This window comes from Rahnella selenatireducens, from assembly GCF_046449555.1.
In the GTDB taxonomy this organism is placed as follows: domain Bacteria; phylum Pseudomonadota; class Gammaproteobacteria; order Enterobacterales; family Enterobacteriaceae; genus Rahnella; species Rahnella selenatireducens.
In genome coordinates, this window is record NZ_JBKEZJ010000004.1 from 108,204 (window position 1) to 125,467 (window position 17,264).

The following is a 17,264-nucleotide window of genomic DNA, read 5'->3' on the forward strand; positions in this document are numbered from 1 at the left end:
AGGATGAACAAAGAGATTCTGGCTGTTGTAGAAGCAGTTTCTAATGAAAAATCCCTCCCGCGCGAGAAGATTTTTGAAGCGCTGGAAATTGCATTATCAACAGCGACCAAGAAAAAATACGAGCAGGAAATCGAAGTCCGCGTCAGCATTGACCGCAAAACCGGCGACTTCGATACCTTCCGTCGTTGGGTTGCAGTCGACGAAGTGACTCAACCAACGCGTGAGATCACCCTCGAGGCTGCACAATACGAAGATCCGTCGATTGAACTTGGCGGATACATCGAAGACCAGATTGAGTCGGTCACATTCGACCGCATCACCACGCAGACTGCTAAACAAGTTATCGTACAAAAAGTACGTGAAGCAGAACGCGCGATGGTGGTTGAGCAATTCCGCGAACAGCAGGGCGAAATCGTCACTGGTGTCGTTAAAAAAGTAAACCGCGATAGCATCGCTCTGGATTTAGGCAGCAACGCTGAAGCCGTTATCCTGCGTGAAGACATGCTTCCACGTGAAAACTTCCGCTCTGGCGACCGTATCCGTGGCGTGCTGTATGATGTTCGTCCGGAAGCGCGTGGTGCTCAGCTGTTCGTCAGCCGTTCGCGTAACGAAATGCTGATCGAACTCTTCCGCATCGAAGTACCAGAAATCGGTGAAGAGCTGATTGAGATTAAAGCGGCTGCTCGTGATCCGGGCTCCCGTGCAAAAATTGCAGTGAAAACCAACGATAAACGTATCGACCCGGTAGGTGCCTGTGTCGGTATGCGTGGCGCACGCGTTCAGGCCGTATCCAGTGAACTGGGCGGTGAACGCATTGATATCATCCTTTGGGATGACAATCCTGCGCAATTCGTAATCAACGCTATGGCGCCGGCAGATGTCGCTTCCATCGTCGTTGATGAAGATAAATGCACCATGGATATCGCCGTTGAAGCCAGCAATCTGGCACAGGCGATTGGCCGTAATGGTCAGAACGTGCGTTTGGCCTCCCAGTTGTTGAAACAGCATCGTGGTGATGACAAGTGGGAACTGAACGTGATGACAGCAGACGACCTGCAAGCCAAGCATCAGGCTGAGGCACACGCTGCGATTGATACCTTCACGAAATACCTGGCCATTGATGAAGATTTTGCCACGGTTCTGGTAGAAGAAGGTTTCTCTACGCTTGAAGAACTGGCTTACGTGCCAGTCAACGAACTGCTTGAAATCGACGGCCTGGATGAAGACACCGTGGACGCGCTGCGCGAACGTGCAAAAGAAGCGCTGACCACCATTGCTTTAGCCCAGGAAGAAAGTCTCGGTGATAAAAAGCCTGCTGATGATCTGCTGAACCTGGCGGGTCTGGAACGTAGCATGGCATTTAAACTGGCTGCCCTAGGGGTTTGTACGCTGGAAGATCTTGCCGAGCAGGGTGTCGACGATCTGGCTGATATTGAAGGTCTTACTGACGAGCGGGCTGGTGAACTTATCATGGCTGCGCGCAATATCTGCTGGTTTGGCGACAACGCGTAATAAACTGTAGCAGGAAGGAACAGCATGACAGATGTAACTGTAAAATCGCTGGCGGCAGAGATTCAGACCCCAGTAGATCGCCTGGTACAGCAATTTGCTGATGCAGGGATCTCGAAGTCTGAAGCTGACTCTGTGACCCAGCAAGAAAAAGAAACATTGTTGGCGCATCTGAATGGTGGAAACGCAGGTGCGACAAACAAACTGACGTTGCAACGCAAAACGCGTAGTACACTGAATATTCCGAGCACCGGCGGGAAGAGTAAATCGGTGCAAATCGAGGTCCGCAAGAAACGCACTTATGTTAAACGTGATATGACCGAGGCAGAAGTTGCCCAGGCCGAAGCGGAAGAGCAGGCGAAGCGTGACGCGGAAGAACAGGCACAGCGTGTAGCAGCAGAGCAAGCCCAGCGCGAAGCTCAGGAAAAAGCCAAGCGCGCCGCCGAAGAGCAAGCTAAACGTGAGGCCGCTGATAAAGCTAAGCGTGATGCAGCGGAAAAAGATAAAGTGACGAATCAACATACCGACGAAGTAACTAAACCAGCTCAGGCAGAGAAAGCACGCCGTGAAGCTGAAGCCGCAGAGCTGAAACGCAAAACGGAAGAAGAAGCCCAGCGTAAGCTTGAAGAAAACGCCAAGCGCATCGCAGAAGAAGCCCGTAAAATGGCTGACTCTGGTGTCTGGACTGAAACTGTCGCGCCAAGCGAATCAGAATCTGCTGACTATCATGTCACCACTTCTACCCATGCCCGTGCTGCTGAAGACGAGAATGACGCCAAAGTTGAAGGCGAACGTCGTAGCCGTACCCGCGGTGGCAAAGCGACTAAGCAGAAGAAAGGCAATAAACTGTCTGAATCTAAAGCTGATCGTGAAGAAGCGCGTGCCGTTGGCCGTAATGGTAAAGGCAAACGTAAGCCAAGCACGTTGCAACAGAGCTTCAACAAGCCGGTTGCTGCGGTGAACCGTGACGTTGTAGTGGGTGAAACCATTACCGTTGCTGAGCTGGCGAACAAAATGGCTGTTAAAGGTTCTCAGGTCATCAAGACGATGATGAAACTGGGTGCTATGGCGACCATCAACCAGGTTATTGATCAGGAAACTGCTCAGCTGGTTGCAGAAGAAATGGGCCACAAAGTTATCCTGCGTCGTGAAAACGAGCTGGAAGAAGCGCTGATGAGCGACCGTGATACGGGCGCATCTGCTGCCGCTGAGCCACGTGCTCCGGTGGTGACCATCATGGGCCACGTTGACCACGGTAAAACTTCCCTGCTTGACTACATTCGCTCAACGAAAGTTGCTGCGGGCGAAGCGGGTGGTATTACCCAGCACATTGGTGCTTACCACGTAGAAACTGAAAATGGCATGATCACCTTCCTGGATACTCCGGGACACGCCGCATTTACATCAATGCGTGCGCGTGGTGCTCAGGCAACGGACATCGTGGTTCTGGTTGTTTCTGCAGATGATGGCGTGATGCCACAAACGATTGAAGCTGTTCAGCATGCGAAAGCCGCTGGCGTGCCAATCGTTGTTGCAGTCAACAAAATTGATAAACCAGACTCAGATCCGGATCGCGTTCGTACAGAGCTTTCTCAGTACGGCGTTATGCCAGAAGAGTGGGGCGGTGAGTCTCAGTTCATCCACGTATCTGCGAAAGTAGGTACAGGTATCGACGACCTGCTGCAAGCTATCTTGCTGCAAGCTGAAGTTCTGGAACTGAAAGCCGTTCGTACCGGCATGGCGAGCGGTGTTGTGATCGAATCCTTCCTGGATAAAGGTCGTGGCCCGGTAGCAACGGTTCTGGTTCAGGAAGGTACGCTGAACAAAGGCGACATCATCCTGTGTGGCTTCGAATACGGCCGTGTCCGTGCGATGCGTGACGAAATGGGTCGTGACATTCTGTCAGCCGGTCCTTCTATTCCTGTCGAAGTGCTGGGTCTGTCCAGCGTTCCGGCTGCGGGTGACGAAGTGACGGTTGTTCGTGACGAGAAGAAAGCTCGTGAAGTTGCTCTGTATCGTCAGGGTAAATTCCGCGAAGTTAAACTGGCTCGTCAGCAGAAATCTAAACTGGAGAACATGTTCGCAAACATGACCGAAGGTGAAGTTTCTGAACTGAACATCGTTCTGAAATCTGACGTACAAGGTTCTTGCGAAGCGATTTCTGATGCATTGCAAAGCTTGTCTACCGACGAAGTGAAAGTCAAAATCGTAGGTATGGGCGTCGGTGGTATCACCGAAACTGATGCGACGCTGGCAGCCGCTTCCCGTGCGATCATTCTGGGCTTCAACGTCCGTGCAGATGCTTCTGCTCGCCGTGTAGTAGAAAGCGAAAGCCTGGATCTGCGTTACTATTCCGTTATCTATAACCTGATTGACGAAGTTAAGCAGGCGATGAGCGGTATGTTGGCGCCAGAGTACAAACAGCAAATTATCGGCCTGGCTGAAGTTCGTGACGTGTTCAAGTCACCTAAATTCGGCGCAATTGCAGGTTGTATGGTTACTGAAGGTATGATCAAGCGTAACAACCCAATCCGTGTACTGCGTGATAACGTGGTGATCTACGAAGGCGAGCTGGAATCCCTGCGTCGCTTCAAAGATGACGTTGCTGAAGTTCGTAACGGCATGGAATGTGGTATCGGCGTTAAGAACTACAACGATGTGCGTGCTGGTGATGTGATCGAAGTCTTCGAAATCATCGAGATCAAACGTACTATCGCTTAACGTTTGCGAAGTAGCTGACATCCAGATGGGGGCCTTGCGCCCCCTTATTTGTCTGGAGCAAGTGAGGAGAAAAGCATCATGGCAAAAGAATTTAGCCGTACTCAGCGCGTCTCTCAGGAGATGCAAAAAGAAATCGCTATCATTTTACAGCGCGAAGTCAAAGACCCGCGCGTAGGAATGGCGACGGTTTCAGGCGTTGAAGTTTCACGCGATCTGGCTTATGCCAAAGTCTTCGTGACCTTCCTGGACGTTCTGACGACCGACAATCACGATCCTGATCGTGTCAAAAATGGCATCAAGGCTTTGCAGGACGCATCCGGTTTCATCCGTACGCTAATTGGTAAAGCAATGCGTTTACGCGTCGTGCCGGAACTGACTTTCGCTTACGACAACTCTTTGGTTGAAGGTATGCGCATGTCAAACCTGGTCACCAACGTTGTGAAGAACGATGCTGAACGCCGTTCAGCTGCAGGCGATGACGAGGAAGTATAAATGAGTCGCCCACGTCGCCGCGGCCGTGACATTCACGGCGTTCTGCTACTGGACAAATCAATTGGCTTGTCGTCCAATGATGCTCTGCAAAAGGTTAAACGTCTCTATAACGCTAACCGCGCAGGGCATACCGGCGCGCTGGATCCTCTGGCTACCGGCATGTTGCCGTTGTGCTTAGGTGAAGCCACCAAGTTTTCCCGATTCCTGCTCGATTCCGACAAGCGTTATCGTGTTATTGCCCGTATGGGGCAGCGCACGGACACGTCTGACGCTGAAGGTGCCATCATTTCTGAACGTGAAGTGACCTTCAGTCAGCAGCAACTGGATGACGAACTCAACAGCTTCCGCGGGGAAACCCAGCAAATACCTTCCATGTATTCTGCACTGAAATACGAAGGGAAAAAGCTGTATGAGTACGCGCGCCAGGGCATTGAAGTCCCACGTGAATCGCGCAGCATCACAGTGTATGAACTGAAGTTCATTCGCTGGGAAGGTTTTGAAGTTGAGCTGGAAATTCACTGCTCAAAAGGTACTTACATCCGTACGATTGTCGATGATCTCGGCGAGAAGTTGGGGTGTGGTGCACACGTGACTTATCTGCGTCGTTTACAGGTCGCAACCTATCCTTCTGAGCGTATGGTCACCATGGAAAAACTCCATGAGTTGATTGCTCAGGCTGAAGAGCAGGGCATAGAGCCTCGTCTTTTGCTGGATCCGTTGTTGTTGCCGATTGACAGCGCATGTGAAGACTTCCCGGAAGTGAATCTGCTGCCCGTGGTGGCCGGATATGTTAAACAGGGTCAACCTGTTCAGGCATCTGGTGCGCCGGCGAGTGGCATGGTTCGCATCACTGAAGGCGAAGAACGTAAGTTTATTGGTGTGGGCGAAATAGATGATGATGGCCGCATTGCGCCGCGTCGTTTAGTTGTCGAATACACGGATTAAGCGCTCTCTGCTCACCTTGCGATCATATATAGCAAAGGGTAGAATAGCGCAGCTTATGCATTGGGTAGCTGAATTAGAGATCGGCTCCCGTTTAATTATCTATAATATTTTGGAGTAAGATTATGTCTCTAAGCGTTGAAGCTAAAGCTCAAATCGTTTCCGACTTCGGTCGTGGCACTAACGACAGTGGTTCTACCGAAGTTCAGGTTGCTCTGCTGACTGCTCAAATTAACCATCTGCAAGGTCACTTTGCAGAGCACAAAAAAGATCACCACAGCCGTCGTGGTCTGCTGCGTATGGTTTCTCAGCGTCGTAAACTGCTGGACTACCTGAAGCGTAAAGATGTAGCACGTTACACCAGCCTGATCGAACGTCTGGGTCTGCGTCGCTAATCAAGCGAGTTTCAGTGTAAAGGGGCCAATAGGCCCCTTTATTCTAGGAAGCATCAGCAAATCAGGTTACTGTATGGCTGCTGTTTCTATTGCTATTCTAAGAACATGAACTTCCGTTACAGATGTTTTCGCGCGGCTAATGAGAGACTTTATTGCCACACTGCCAGGCCAATAAGGATTGTCATTAGTCGCGAGAATGTAGTGAGAAGCTCGGATATTTATCGGTGTGAACTGCTGTCATAACAGCTGCGCGCCACAAACAAGGATATTACATTGCTTAATCCGACTATTCGTAAGTTCCAATACGGCCAGCACACCGTTACGCTGGAAACCGGCATGATGGCTCGTCAGGCTACTGCAGCTGTGATGGTTAGCATGGATGACACCGCGGTATTCGTTACCGTTGTTGGCCAGAAAAAAGCAAAACCAGGTCAGAGCTTCTTCCCGCTGACGGTTAACTATCAGGAGCGTACTTACGCTGCTGGTCGCATCCCGGGGAGTTTCTTCCGTCGTGAAGGCCGTCCAAGCGAAGGCGAAACACTGACTTCCCGTCTGATTGACCGTCCAATCCGTCCTCTGTTCCCGGAAGGTTTCCTGAACGAAGTTCAGGTTATCGCGACTGTGGTTTCCCTGAACCCACAAGTTAACCCGGACATCGTTGCGATGATCGGTGCATCTGCAGCCCTGAGCCTGTCTGGTATTCCATTCAGTGGCCCAATCGGTGCAGCTCGCGTAGGCTACATTAATGATCAGTACGTTCTGAACCCAACTGCCGATGAGCTGAAAACCAGCCGTCTGGATCTGGTTGTTGCGGGTACTCAGGGTGCTGTTCTGATGGTTGAATCAGAAGCTGAAGTGTTGAGCGAAGATCAGATGCTGGGCGCGGTTGTATTCGGCCATGACCAACAGCAAATCGTTATCGACAACATCAACGCTCTGGTTGCAGAAGCGGGCAAACCTAAATGGGAATGGCAGCCTGAAGTGGTTAACGCTGAGCTGCATGCTCGCGTTGCTGCGCTGTCTGAAACCCGCCTGGGTGATGCGTACCTGATCACTGATAAGCAAGATCGTTACGCTCAGATCAACGTCATCAAATCTGACGTTGTTCAGGCTCTGCAAGCTGAAGACGAATCTCTGGATGCGGGCGAAATCTCCGACATCTTGGGCAGCATCGAGAAGAACGTGGTTCGTAGCCGTGTTCTGCGTGGCGAGCCGCGTATCGATGGCCGTGAAAAAGACATGATCCGCGGTCTGGACGTGCGTACTGGCGTTCTGCCACGTACCCACGGTTCTGCGCTGTTCACCCGTGGTGAAACTCAGGCTCTGGTTACCGCAACTCTGGGTACTGCACGTGATGCGCAGAATCTGGATGAGCTGATGGGCGAGAAGACTGATAGCTTCCTGTTCCACTACAACTTCCCTCCGTACTCTGTGGGTGAAACAGGTATGGTTGGTTCGCCTAAACGTCGTGAGATTGGCCATGGCCGTCTTGCTAAACGTGGCGTGCTGGCAATGATGCCAAAACCAGAAGACTTCCCGTACACCGTACGTGTGGTTTCTGAAATCACTGAATCTAACGGTTCATCTTCAATGGCTTCTGTTTGTGGTGCTTCTCTGGCCCTGATGGATGCAGGTGTTCCGATTAAAGCCGCTGTTGCGGGTATCGCAATGGGTCTGGTGAAAGAAGACGACAGCTTTGTCGTTCTGTCCGACATTCTGGGTGACGAAGATCACCTGGGCGACATGGACTTCAAAGTGGCCGGTAGCCGCGACGGTATCACCGCGCTGCAGATGGACATTAAAATCGAAGGTATCACCCGCGAAATCATGCAGGTGGCTCTGAACCAGGCTAAGGGTGCGCGTCTGCACATTCTGGGCGTAATGGAACAGGCTATCAGCACACCACGTGGCGATATCTCTCAGTTTGCTCCACGCATCCACACCATCAAGATCAGTCCGGACAAAATCAAAGACGTGATCGGTAAAGGTGGTTCTGTGATCCGTGCTCTGACTGAAGAAACTGGCACCACTATCGAAATCGAAGATGACGGCACTGTGAAAATCGCAGCAACCGACGGCGAGAAAGCGAAATACGCTATCCGTCGTATCGAAGAGATCACTGCAGAAATCGAAGTGGGTCGTATCTATCAGGGTAAAGTGACCCGTATCGTAGACTTTGGCGCGTTTGTTGCCATCGGCGGCGGTAAAGAAGGTCTGGTTCACATCTCTCAAATCGCTGATAAGCGTGTTGAGAAAGTGACTGATTACCTGCAGATGGGCCAGGAAGTTCCGGTTAAAGTTCTGGAAGTTGACCGTCAGGGTCGTGTGCGTCTGAGCATCAAAGAAGCTACCGCACCCACTCAGGACGATACAACTGAGCAACCTGCAGCAGAATAAACTGTAACAGAAGTTTTACAGCTCCCTTCCAACTTGAAGGGAGCTGTTCGTCTCACGAACGTAGGATGCGTTTGTGTTAAGCAAGCGGATGACAGGACGTTCATCCAATGTTTGTCTCCGGGAGTAGAAATGAAGCCTTTCTTGCGCTGGTGTTATGTTGCGACAGCACTTATGTTGGCAGGATGCAGCAACCATGATTGGCGTAAAAATGAAGTTCTGGCGATTCCGTTGCAGCCGACGTTGCAGCAGGAAGTGATTCTGGCACGCATGGAACAAATACTTGCCAGCCGGTCATTGACTGATGATGAGAGAGCACAGCTATTATATGAGCGCGGTGTGCTGTATGATAGTCTCGGGCTAAGAGCACTGGCGCGAAATGATTTTTCACAAGCGCTGTCTATTCGTCCTGATATGCCAGAAGTTTTTAACTACCTGGGGATTTACCTAACGCAGGCAGGCAATTTCGATGCTGCCTATGAAGCGTTTGATTCTGTACTAGAGCTTGATCCAACTTACAACTACGCGCGTTTGAACCGAGGTATCGCACTGTATTACGGTGGCCGATTCTCGTTAGCGCAGGATGATCTGCAGGCGTTTTATCGAGACGATCCAAATGATCCCTTCCGTTCGTTATGGCTTTACCTTGCGGAGCGAGAAATCAATCCGAAGAATGCCGAAGTAGCGCTTCAACAGCGTTATGACAAAGCGGACAGAGGGCAATGGGGATGGAATATCGTCGAATTCTACCTGGGCAAGATCAGCGAATCTACGCTGATGGAACGCCTCAAGGCAGAAGCAACGGATAACACTTCGCTCGCTGAGCATCTCAGTGAAACTGACTTCTATTTAGGTAAGCATTACCTAAGTCTGGGGGACAAGAACAGCGCCGCGGCACTGTTCAAACTGACGGTAGCTAACAACGTTCATAACTTTGTTGAGCACCGCTATGCATTGTTGGAATTGGCGCTTTTGGGCCATGAGCAAGACGACCTATCAGAATCGGACCAGCAATAGCTGACGACACCAATCAGCCTTTTTAATCATGGTTTAACCATTTTTAAGCGCCTTAACGGGCGAGGGTTGCTTTGTTCGTTTTATAATCTAATTTGAGCCGGTTCACACTTTTCAATGAAAATGACTGAAAATTTTCTCGACGAGTTATGTAGACTGGCTGCCATTATTAATGAGGCACGTGTACATGACTACTGAGCTTGAAACCTCTTTTGCTGACCTGGGGCTGTCTGCTCCGATCATTTCTGCCCTGACTGATTTGGGCTACGAAAAACCATCACCAATCCAGGCTGAGTGTATTCCTCACCTGTTAAATGGCCGCGACGTTCTGGGTATGGCTCAGACTGGTTCCGGTAAAACTGCAGCGTTCTCTTTACCGCTGCTGCATAACATTGATGCTTCACTGAAAGCACCACAAATTCTTGTTCTGGCACCCACCCGCGAACTGGCGGTTCAGGTTGCTGAAGCAATGACTGATTTCTCTAAACATATGCATGGCGTGAATGTGGTTGCCCTTTATGGCGGCCAGCGCTATGACGTTCAGTTGCGCGCACTGCGTCAGGGTCCACAAGTTGTTGTAGGTACCCCGGGCCGTCTGCTGGACCACCTGAAACGCGGCACCCTGAACCTTTCTAACCTGAGCGGTCTGGTGCTGGACGAAGCTGATGAAATGCTGCGTATGGGCTTCATCGAAGACGTCGAAACTATCATGGCGCAGATCCCGGCTGAACATCAGACCGCGCTGTTCTCTGCAACCATGCCAGAAGCTATTCGTCGCATTACCCGTCGCTTCATGAAAGAGCCTCAGGAAGTGCGTATCCAGTCGAGCGTGACAACGCGTCCGGACATCAGCCAGAGCTACTGGTCTGTATACGGCCTGCGTAAAAACGAAGCGCTGGTTCGTTTCCTGGAAGCAGAAGATTTTGATGCGGCGATCATCTTCGTTCGTACTAAAAATGCGACGCTGGAAGTGGCAGAAGCACTGGAACGTAGCGGCTACAGCAGCGCTGCACTGAACGGTGACATGAACCAGGCCCTGCGTGAGCAGACTCTGGAACGTCTGAAAGATGGCCGTTTGGACATTCTGATTGCAACCGACGTGGCAGCACGTGGTCTCGACGTAGAACGTATCAGCCTGGTTGTTAACTACGACATCCCGATGGACTCAGAATCTTACGTTCACCGTATCGGCCGTACCGGCCGTGCAGGTCGTGCAGGTCGCGCATTGCTGTTCGTTGAGAACCGCGAACGTCGTCTGCTGCGCAACATTGAACGTACAATGAAGCTGACCATTCCAGAAGTTGAAATCCCAACTGCAGAAGTTCTGGGCGAACGTCGTCTGGCGAAGTTCGCAGCAAAAGTTCAGCAACAACTGGAAAGCAGCGATCTGGATCAGTACCGTGCTCTGCTGGCTAAACTGCAACCTGCAGAAGAGCTGGACATCGAAACGCTGGCCGCTGCACTGCTGAAAATGGCACAGGGCGAACGTCCTCTGATCGTTCCTGCTGATCAGCCGTTCAAAAGCCGTCCACCACGTCGTGAATTCGAAGATCGTGGCGACCGCGGTGACCGTGGCGATCGTCGTGACCGTCCGGCGCGTAACAGCGACCGCCCTGCACGTGATGGCGACAGCCCACGTCGTGAGCGTCGTGACGCTGGCGATATGGAACTGTATCGTATCGAAGTGGGTCGCGATGATGGCGTTGAAGTTCGTCACATCGTTGGCGCTATCGCTAACGAAGGTGATATCAGCAGCCGTTACATCGGTAACATCAAACTGTTCGGTACGCACTCCACTATCGAGTTGCCGAAGGGTATGCCGGGCGAGATCCTGTCTCACTTCACCCGTACCCGTATCCTGAACAAACCGATGAACATGCAGTTGATCGGTGATGCGCAGCCACAGGCTCCGCGTCGTGACCGTCCGGCTGGTGCGGGTGGTGAGCGTCGTGGTAACGGTGCTCCGCGTCCGTTCAATGGCGAACGTCGTGAAGGTGGCCGTGGTAACGGTGCTCCACGTTCTTTCAACGGCGACCGTCGTGAAGGTTCTTCAGCAGCTGGCGACCGTCGTCCGCCAAGCCGCGCACCACGTCGCACTACTGACGCATAATGATCTGACTTCAGTCCGCTGAACTTCAGATAATAAAAAACCAGCCTTTTAACGGGCTGGTTTTTTTTCGTCTGCCATTTACCGCAACGTTTATCCGATGCGCTGTTCTTTCGCCAAATCGCCCTGTAACTGAGAGACGATTTCGAATGAACGCAGGCGGGCTTCATGATTAAAAATTTGCCCGTTAATCATCAGCTCATCGGCTTCGGTTTCGCGCAAGATAGACTGCAATCCCTGACGAATCGACGCTTTATTGCCGATAACAGACATCCGCAGCGCATTATCCACGCCAAAGCGTTCTGACGCCGACCACAGGCTTTCAATGTTATCGACCGGGGCCGGTAATTTCCCCGGCATGCCGCGGCGTAAATTGATGAACTGCTGCTGGTTCGACGTAAACATCCGCTGCGCTTCTTCGTCGGTATCTGCGGCAATCGCATTGATACACACCATTGCATACGGCTTTTCAAGTTGCGCGGAAGGCTGGAATTTACTGCGATAAATCGCCAGCGCCTGATACAGCATGTCGGGCGCAAAGTGTGATGCAAAGGCAAACGGCAGACCCAGTGCGGCTGCGAGTTGCGCGCTGTAGAGGCTGGAACCCAGCAGCCAGATTGGCACATGCAGGCCCTGACCCGGAACCGCCTGAACGGCTTGCTGCGGCTGAACGTCGCCGAAATACATCTGCAATTCCTGAACATCCTGCGGGAAATTATCAATCTCTCCGGAAAGATGACGGCGCAGCGCAACCATTGTGCGCTGATCGGTTCCCGGTGCGCGGCCCAGGCCGAGATCAACACGGTTCGGATACAGCGTCGCCAGCGTCCCGAATTGTTCAGCAATCACCAGCGGCGAATGGTTTGGCAGCATCACGCCACCTGAGCCCACGCGGATCGTTTTCGTCCCGCCCGCAATATAACCCAGTAAAACGGACGTCGCCGCGCTCGCGATGCCGGTCATGTTGTGGTGTTCTGCCATCCAGTAGCGCTGATAGGCCCATTTCTCGGCGTTTTGCGCCAGACTCAGAGAACATTGAAAAGCCTTCGCCGGATCAGCACCTTGCGGGACGGGTGCCAGATCGAGCACGGAAAGGGGAACGGTGTTTTTATCAGACATAATCACGGCTCACTCGTTGATGAAGAGGAGGGAAAAGGGTGCATTCCGCTCATAATTAAACCGAGTATTACCCATTACGTGTTCATTGAATACGGCATTTGTGCCCTTAATTTCCGTTTAAACATGCTTAAATTGGATTTAACTCGCCTAAATTATAATTTTAGCCAATATGTTGTTTTGTGTTAAAAAGTCTCTGCTCATCCCGCTATGATCTCATTGAAGTCAAAAATGCGCCTGCAAAGGCGGCGAAAGCAGGCAGGGACAATGATGGAAGGGAAAACCAATGCCGGTCATTAATTCAGGCGAACAAAAAGGACGTGGTATCAATGAGTAAACGAATGTTATTAACCCTGCTGCTGGTGGCGGTTGCGGTTTCTTTGGCTGTTTTATTTCGTGCGCACAACGAAGATCTCCTTCTCCAGGGGGAAGTCGATGCGCCTGAAGTCATTGTCGCGTCGAAAGCCAAAGGCCGCGTGATTGAACGTCATGTCGAACGGGGCGATGACGTAAAAGCAGGGCAGTTGCTAATTACCCTCGACAGCCCGGAAATGTTGGCACAGCTCCGTGCGCTGGAAGCCGCACGCGATCAGGCCAAAGCCCAGCTCGAACTTTCAGTTAACGGGACGCGTGAAGAAAGCATCCGTAACCTGAAAGCGACGCTGGCGCAATCTCAGGCCGAATACGTCAATGCCCGCGATGAATACAACCGCAATGCGAAGATCGCCGGTAAAGGCTTTATCTCAGCCTCTGACTTAGAGGATTCACGCCGAGCGCGCGACAGCGCTTATGCGCAGGTTTTGGTCGCCAAAGCCAATCTTGACGAAGGCATTAATGGCGATCGCGTGGAGCAACGCGCAAGTTATGCGGCTCAGCTGCGTCAGGCGGAAGAAGATTTGCTGGAAGTGAAAGCCCAGACCGATGATTTACAGGTGAAAGCGCCGGTAGACGGCGAAGTCGGGCCGATCCCAGTGGAAGTCGGCGAGCTGCAAAGTGCGTCCAGCCCGTTGCTAACGTTAGTCCGTCTGCCTGATGCCTATTTCGTTTTTAACCTGCGTGAAGACATTCTGGCGGGTGTGCGCAAAGGCGACAAAGTGCAAATGCGCGTGCCTGCGCTGAATAATGAAATGATTGAAGCCGAAGTACGTTACATCGCGCCGCTCGGTGATTACGCCACCAAACGTGCAACGCGCGCGACCGGTGACTTCGATTTAAAAACCTTTGAAGTTCGTCTGTATCCCGCCAAACCGGTTCCCGGATTACGTCAGGGGATGAGCGCGCTTTGGCAATGGAAGTCGAAGTGAAGCCGGTTAAAGCGCCGCGCAGTGAAAGGATAAAAGCCGCATGGCGCTGTTTCAGTCGTGCTTTTACCCGCGAGGCAAATTACGCCTTTCGTAAACCGGTGATCCACTGGCTGTGCTGGATTTTCCCTTTACTCCTGTTCGGCCTGATCAGCAGCAACTTCTCTGAAGGCACTTTGTTGGATTTGCCCGTTTCGGTGGTGGATAACGATCACAGCACGCTGTCCAAAACGCTGACCCGCAAACTTGACGCAGGTTCTCATGCGCACGTTCAGGCATTTGAAGGCGGATTACCTGAAGCGGAATACCGTCTGCGCACCGCGCAGGATTATGCATTATTGTATATTCCGGTGAACTTTGAAGCGGACGTGCTGGCTGGTAAACAGCCGAGCGCGGTTCTGTATTACAACGCCCTGTTTTACGGTGCCGGGTTGTATTCCACGCAAGATTTCAGCGGGCTGATCACTGAGCTGAACACCAGCTACCGGTCGATTATCGCGACAGAAATCGGCAAAACGTTACCGTCACTGGCGAGCGTCGATCTCTCTTACGGCAGCCTGTTTAATGCCAGCGGCAGCTACATCTACTATCAGCAATTTGCCGCCACCATCCATCTTTTGCAGCTTTTCACCGTCACCTGCATGATTTACGTGATGGCGCGCAGTCAGGCACTGCTCAGTGCGCCGTCATTTACGCTGGCGCTGCTCGGGAAACTCGCGCCGTACACGCTGTGTTTCACCACCCTGCTGATGGTGGAAATCGCCATGCTCGTGGGTTTTTTCGACGCGCGGGTGAGCGGTAATCCCTTGTATATGCTGGTGATCGGCTTCTTTTATGTGATTGCCGCCCAAAGCCTGGGTCTGCTGCTATTTACCTTCACGAAAACGACTATCACCGCCTACACCATGATGGGGATTTTCGTCAGTATCGCGCTCACCTTTTCCGGTATGGCCGTTCCGGTGTTATCGATGCCGCTGCCAGCGCGCATTATTTCCGGTATCGAACCCCTGAGCTACGCGCTGGCGGCAATGTTTGACGTTTTCCTGCGTCAGGTATCGCTGCGGGGCATTCTGATGGTCTGCTGCATTCTGCTGATTTATCCGCTACTCACCGGTGTGCTGGTGCGCAAGCGTCTGTATATGCGCATGAAGCAACAGGAGCCAGGACAATGACCCGTCGCGAATGGTTCAAAACCTGGTGGGGAACCTTCAGCAAAGTGCTGACCGGTTTGCTCGATAAACCGATGTGGATGATGCTGTTGCTTTCGCTTTGTGTGATGAGCCTGGTTTACGCTAACCGTACCGTCTGGGATCTGCCGGTCGCCGTTATCGATCAGGATCACAGCACCGCCAGCCGCATGCTGACCCGTCAGCTGGACGCCACATCTAAAGTTGAAACTAATCACTACGATAATCTCGCCGATGCCGAACGCGATCTGGCGCTACGTAAATTGTTCGCGGTGATCATCATGCCGGTGGATCTGGAGAAAAAGATCCTCGCCGGTGAAAACATCGTGATCCCGGTTTATGGCGATGCGACCAACCGTCTGGCGAACGGGCAAATCCAGCAGGACGTACTCGCGGCGTATCAGGCGATCCTCACGCAATACAACACGGATTTACTGCTCAGCAGCGGCTTCAGCGAGCGGCAGGCCAGTGTGGTGTTGTCGCCGATAATCGGGCAGTCCCTGGCTGTCTTTAATCCCGGCATCAGCTTCGCGGCGATCATTTTCCCCGGCCTTCTGGTCATGTTATTGCAGCACTCACTGCTGATCGCCAGCGTGCGTGTCAGCATTGTGCTCAACAGCGGGCCTTCCGGAAAACCGGCAATACCGGCCTTTCTCGGCGGGATTTCTGCGCTGATCCCGGTCTGGTTATTCCTGTCGATTGTCCTGTTCGTCTTGTGGCCGTGGGTGTTGGGATACCGGCAGACGGCCAGCATTCCTGAAATTCTGCTGCTGACGTTCCCGTTTTTACTGGCCGTTCTCGGATTAGGTAAACTGGTCACGGAATGCCTGCGCAGCGTGGAACTGATCTACCTGACGCTGGCCTTTGTGACGACGCCGGTCTTTTACATTTCCGGCACTATCTGGCCGTTGCAGGCGATGCCCGCGTGGGTCAGGGCGATCTCTTCGATGCTGCCCTCGACCTGGGCGACCAAAGCGATTGCGGGGGTGAATCAAATGGGGCTGCCGTTTAAAGATGTAGGCGGCGACATCCTGATGCTTCTGCTTTTATGCGCGTTTTATACGTTCATTGGTATCGCTGTGGGGATGCTGCGCGACGGCGTGCGTCTGCGGGCGATGTTCAGACCAAAACACAGAAATTCATGATCAGAAAAGGGATATTACCGCAAAGTAATATCCCTTTTTCATACTGCCACTTTGACTTTTAGCGTCGCAGTTCTAGCCCGGCAATGCGCTGCCAATAGCCGTTACAGTCGGCTCTGTCTGTCAGCATTAGCGGATGCAAACCCCGTTCATTAGCGCGGAATTCCTCGAGAGTGGAAAGCGTCTCGTGAGTTTCCGGTGACAGCCGCACGATATCGACCAGCCCCTGCATCGACGTCAGTTCGTTACCCAGATTGTAGCAATAGCCACTTTGTGTCTGGATGCCGTTGAGGATAAACACCTGCTGATTTTCCTGCGACAGCATTTTCCGGCCCTGCGGATAATTGATGCAGCAGGTTTCGCATTCATCTTTCGCACGATTTTCCGAACGTGCCGTGAAACAGCGCGCGGAATAGGCTAGCGGCAGATGCCCGTAAGACAATACTTCCACTTCAAACTTATCCCGGATGCCCAGCTCCTGACACTGATTCAGCAGGTTCACCAGCCAGTCGCGGGAAAGCTCAACCGGCATACACCAGCGCACCATGCCTTGTTTTTGCAGCAGTTTCAGCGTAACAGCGTTATAGCAGTTCAGCGCGTGGCCGACGACAAACGGCAGCTTCCGGTCGGCCGCCATATTGACCGCGCCAAAATCGTTGGCTTCCAGCAGGAATTCGCCGTTCTCGACATAGCGTTTCAGCTCATTGAGTTCGGAAGGAGCCTGCAATAACGCCAGTGTGGAAATCACCACTTGTTTTCCGGCTGATGCCAGCTCACGGGCGACATCCATCCAGTCACTGACCTTCATTTCGCGACGTTTGGTACACACATTCTCGCCGAGATAAATGATGTCGGCGCTGCTGTTTGCCGCCGCCTGATAAAAGTCTTCAACCTGCGCTTTCGGCCAGTAATAAAGGATGGCTCCTAATGAATATTTCATAATG

The 17,264-nt window shown here is 52.2% G+C and carries 14 protein-coding genes; 12 read left to right on the top strand and 2 right to left on the bottom strand.

The window, feature by feature from the left end; genetic code table 11:
• The first annotated feature begins 3 nt into the window (after nucleotides 1-3).
• From nusA to ACLBVC_RS08355, 9 genes are all read left to right on the top strand, one after another.
• Nucleotides 4-1,512, top strand: a complete 1,509-nt coding sequence (nusA, locus tag ACLBVC_RS08315; RefSeq protein ID WP_410149218.1) for a transcription termination factor NusA — start codon at nucleotides 4-6, stop codon at nucleotides 1,510-1,512.
• A gap of 24 nt (nucleotides 1,513-1,536) precedes the next feature.
• The gene (gene infB, locus ACLBVC_RS08320; protein ID WP_410149219.1) at nucleotides 1,537-4,230 is read left to right on the top strand and encodes a translation initiation factor IF-2; all 2,694 of its coding nucleotides are present in this window, start codon (nucleotides 1,537-1,539) and stop codon (nucleotides 4,228-4,230) included.
• A gap of 78 nt (nucleotides 4,231-4,308) precedes the next feature.
• Nucleotides 4,309-4,722, top strand: a complete 414-nt coding sequence (rbfA, locus tag ACLBVC_RS08325) for a 30S ribosome-binding factor RbfA (protein WP_101078324.1) — start codon at nucleotides 4,309-4,311, stop codon at nucleotides 4,720-4,722.
• Complete coding sequence (gene truB, locus ACLBVC_RS08330) at nucleotides 4,723-5,667, top strand: tRNA pseudouridine(55) synthase TruB (RefSeq protein ID WP_410149220.1); 945 nt, start codon at nucleotides 4,723-4,725, stop codon at nucleotides 5,665-5,667.
• A gap of 122 nt (nucleotides 5,668-5,789) precedes the next feature.
• Complete coding sequence (rpsO, locus tag ACLBVC_RS08335; RefSeq protein ID WP_014333706.1) at nucleotides 5,790-6,059, top strand: 30S ribosomal protein S15; 270 nt, start codon at nucleotides 5,790-5,792, stop codon at nucleotides 6,057-6,059.
• Nucleotides 6,060-6,332: 273 nt separating this feature from the next.
• Entirely contained in the window at nucleotides 6,333-8,456 is a 2,124-nt protein-coding gene (gene pnp / locus ACLBVC_RS08340) for a polyribonucleotide nucleotidyltransferase (protein WP_410149221.1), read from the top strand.
• Nucleotides 8,457-8,585: 129 nt separating this feature from the next.
• Nucleotides 8,586-9,470: a lipoprotein NlpI gene (gene nlpI / locus ACLBVC_RS08345; protein WP_101078327.1), complete on the top strand. Its 885-nt coding sequence runs from the start codon at nucleotides 8,586-8,588 to the stop codon at nucleotides 9,468-9,470.
• A gap of 120 nt (nucleotides 9,471-9,590) precedes the next feature.
• Nucleotides 9,591-9,665, top strand: coding sequence for a protein YrbN (yrbN, locus tag ACLBVC_RS08350; RefSeq protein WP_223499600.1), 75 nt, complete (start codon nucleotides 9,591-9,593; stop codon nucleotides 9,663-9,665).
• A complete protein-coding gene (locus ACLBVC_RS08355; protein ID WP_101078328.1) occupies nucleotides 9,655-11,577 on the top strand; it encodes a DEAD/DEAH family ATP-dependent RNA helicase in 1,923 nt (640 codons plus the stop codon). Before yrbN ends, ACLBVC_RS08355 begins: the two co-directional genes overlap by 11 nt.
• Nucleotides 11,578-11,667: 90 nt before the next feature.
• On the opposite strand, the gene ACLBVC_RS08360 is transcribed toward ACLBVC_RS08355, so the two are convergent.
• Nucleotides 11,668-12,693: a luciferase-like monooxygenase gene (locus ACLBVC_RS08360; RefSeq protein ID WP_410149222.1), complete on the bottom strand. Its 1,026-nt coding sequence runs from the start codon at nucleotides 12,691-12,693 to the stop codon at nucleotides 11,668-11,670.
• A 326-nt stretch (nucleotides 12,694-13,019) separates the two neighbouring features.
• Between ACLBVC_RS08360 and ACLBVC_RS08365 the strand changes: the two genes are divergently transcribed.
• Genes ACLBVC_RS08365 through ACLBVC_RS08375 form a run of 3 tightly spaced genes read left to right on the top strand, consistent with a single transcriptional unit; the run spans nucleotide 13,020 to nucleotide 16,323 of the window.
• A complete protein-coding gene (locus ACLBVC_RS08365) occupies nucleotides 13,020-13,994 on the top strand; it encodes an HlyD family secretion protein (RefSeq protein ID WP_410149223.1) in 975 nt (324 codons plus the stop codon).
• Nucleotides 13,979-15,163: an ABC transporter permease gene (locus ACLBVC_RS08370; RefSeq protein WP_410149428.1), complete on the top strand. Its 1,185-nt coding sequence runs from the start codon at nucleotides 13,979-13,981 to the stop codon at nucleotides 15,161-15,163. Before ACLBVC_RS08365 ends, ACLBVC_RS08370 begins: the two co-directional genes overlap by 16 nt.
• Nucleotides 15,160-16,323, top strand: a complete 1,164-nt coding sequence (locus ACLBVC_RS08375; protein ID WP_410149224.1) for an ABC transporter permease — start codon at nucleotides 15,160-15,162, stop codon at nucleotides 16,321-16,323. The genes ACLBVC_RS08370 and ACLBVC_RS08375 overlap by 4 nt, the downstream gene beginning before the upstream one ends.
• Before the next feature lie 58 nt (nucleotides 16,324-16,381).
• Here ACLBVC_RS08375 and ACLBVC_RS08380 read toward each other — a convergent pair whose 3' ends face one another.
• A complete protein-coding gene (locus ACLBVC_RS08380; RefSeq protein ID WP_410149225.1) occupies nucleotides 16,382-17,260 on the bottom strand; it encodes a U32 family peptidase in 879 nt (292 codons plus the stop codon).
• Nucleotides 17,261-17,264 lie beyond the last annotated feature (4 nt).

Coding starts and splice junctions, on each gene's coding strand:
- ACLBVC_RS08360 (WP_410149222.1), bottom strand. CDS start 12,693: ATGTCTGATAAAAACACCGTTCCCCTTTCCGTGCTCGATCTGGCACCC.
- rpsO (WP_014333706.1), top strand. CDS start 5,790: ATGTCTCTAAGCGTTGAAGCTAAAGCTCAAATCGTTTCCGACTTCGGT.
- infB (WP_410149219.1), top strand. CDS start 1,537: ATGACAGATGTAACTGTAAAATCGCTGGCGGCAGAGATTCAGACCCCA.
- ACLBVC_RS08355 (WP_101078328.1), top strand. CDS start 9,655: ATGACTACTGAGCTTGAAACCTCTTTTGCTGACCTGGGGCTGTCTGCT.
- rbfA (WP_101078324.1), top strand. CDS start 4,309: ATGGCAAAAGAATTTAGCCGTACTCAGCGCGTCTCTCAGGAGATGCAA.
- truB (WP_410149220.1), top strand. CDS start 4,723: ATGAGTCGCCCACGTCGCCGCGGCCGTGACATTCACGGCGTTCTGCTA.
- ACLBVC_RS08375 (WP_410149224.1), top strand. CDS start 15,160: ATGACCCGTCGCGAATGGTTCAAAACCTGGTGGGGAACCTTCAGCAAA.
- nusA (WP_410149218.1), top strand. CDS start 4: ATGAACAAAGAGATTCTGGCTGTTGTAGAAGCAGTTTCTAATGAAAAA.
- ACLBVC_RS08370 (WP_410149428.1), top strand. CDS start 13,979: ATGGAAGTCGAAGTGAAGCCGGTTAAAGCGCCGCGCAGTGAAAGGATA.
- nlpI (WP_101078327.1), top strand. CDS start 8,586: ATGAAGCCTTTCTTGCGCTGGTGTTATGTTGCGACAGCACTTATGTTG.
- ACLBVC_RS08365 (WP_410149223.1), top strand. CDS start 13,020: ATGAGTAAACGAATGTTATTAACCCTGCTGCTGGTGGCGGTTGCGGTT.
- ACLBVC_RS08380 (WP_410149225.1), bottom strand. CDS start 17,260: ATGAAATATTCATTAGGAGCCATCCTTTATTACTGGCCGAAAGCGCAG.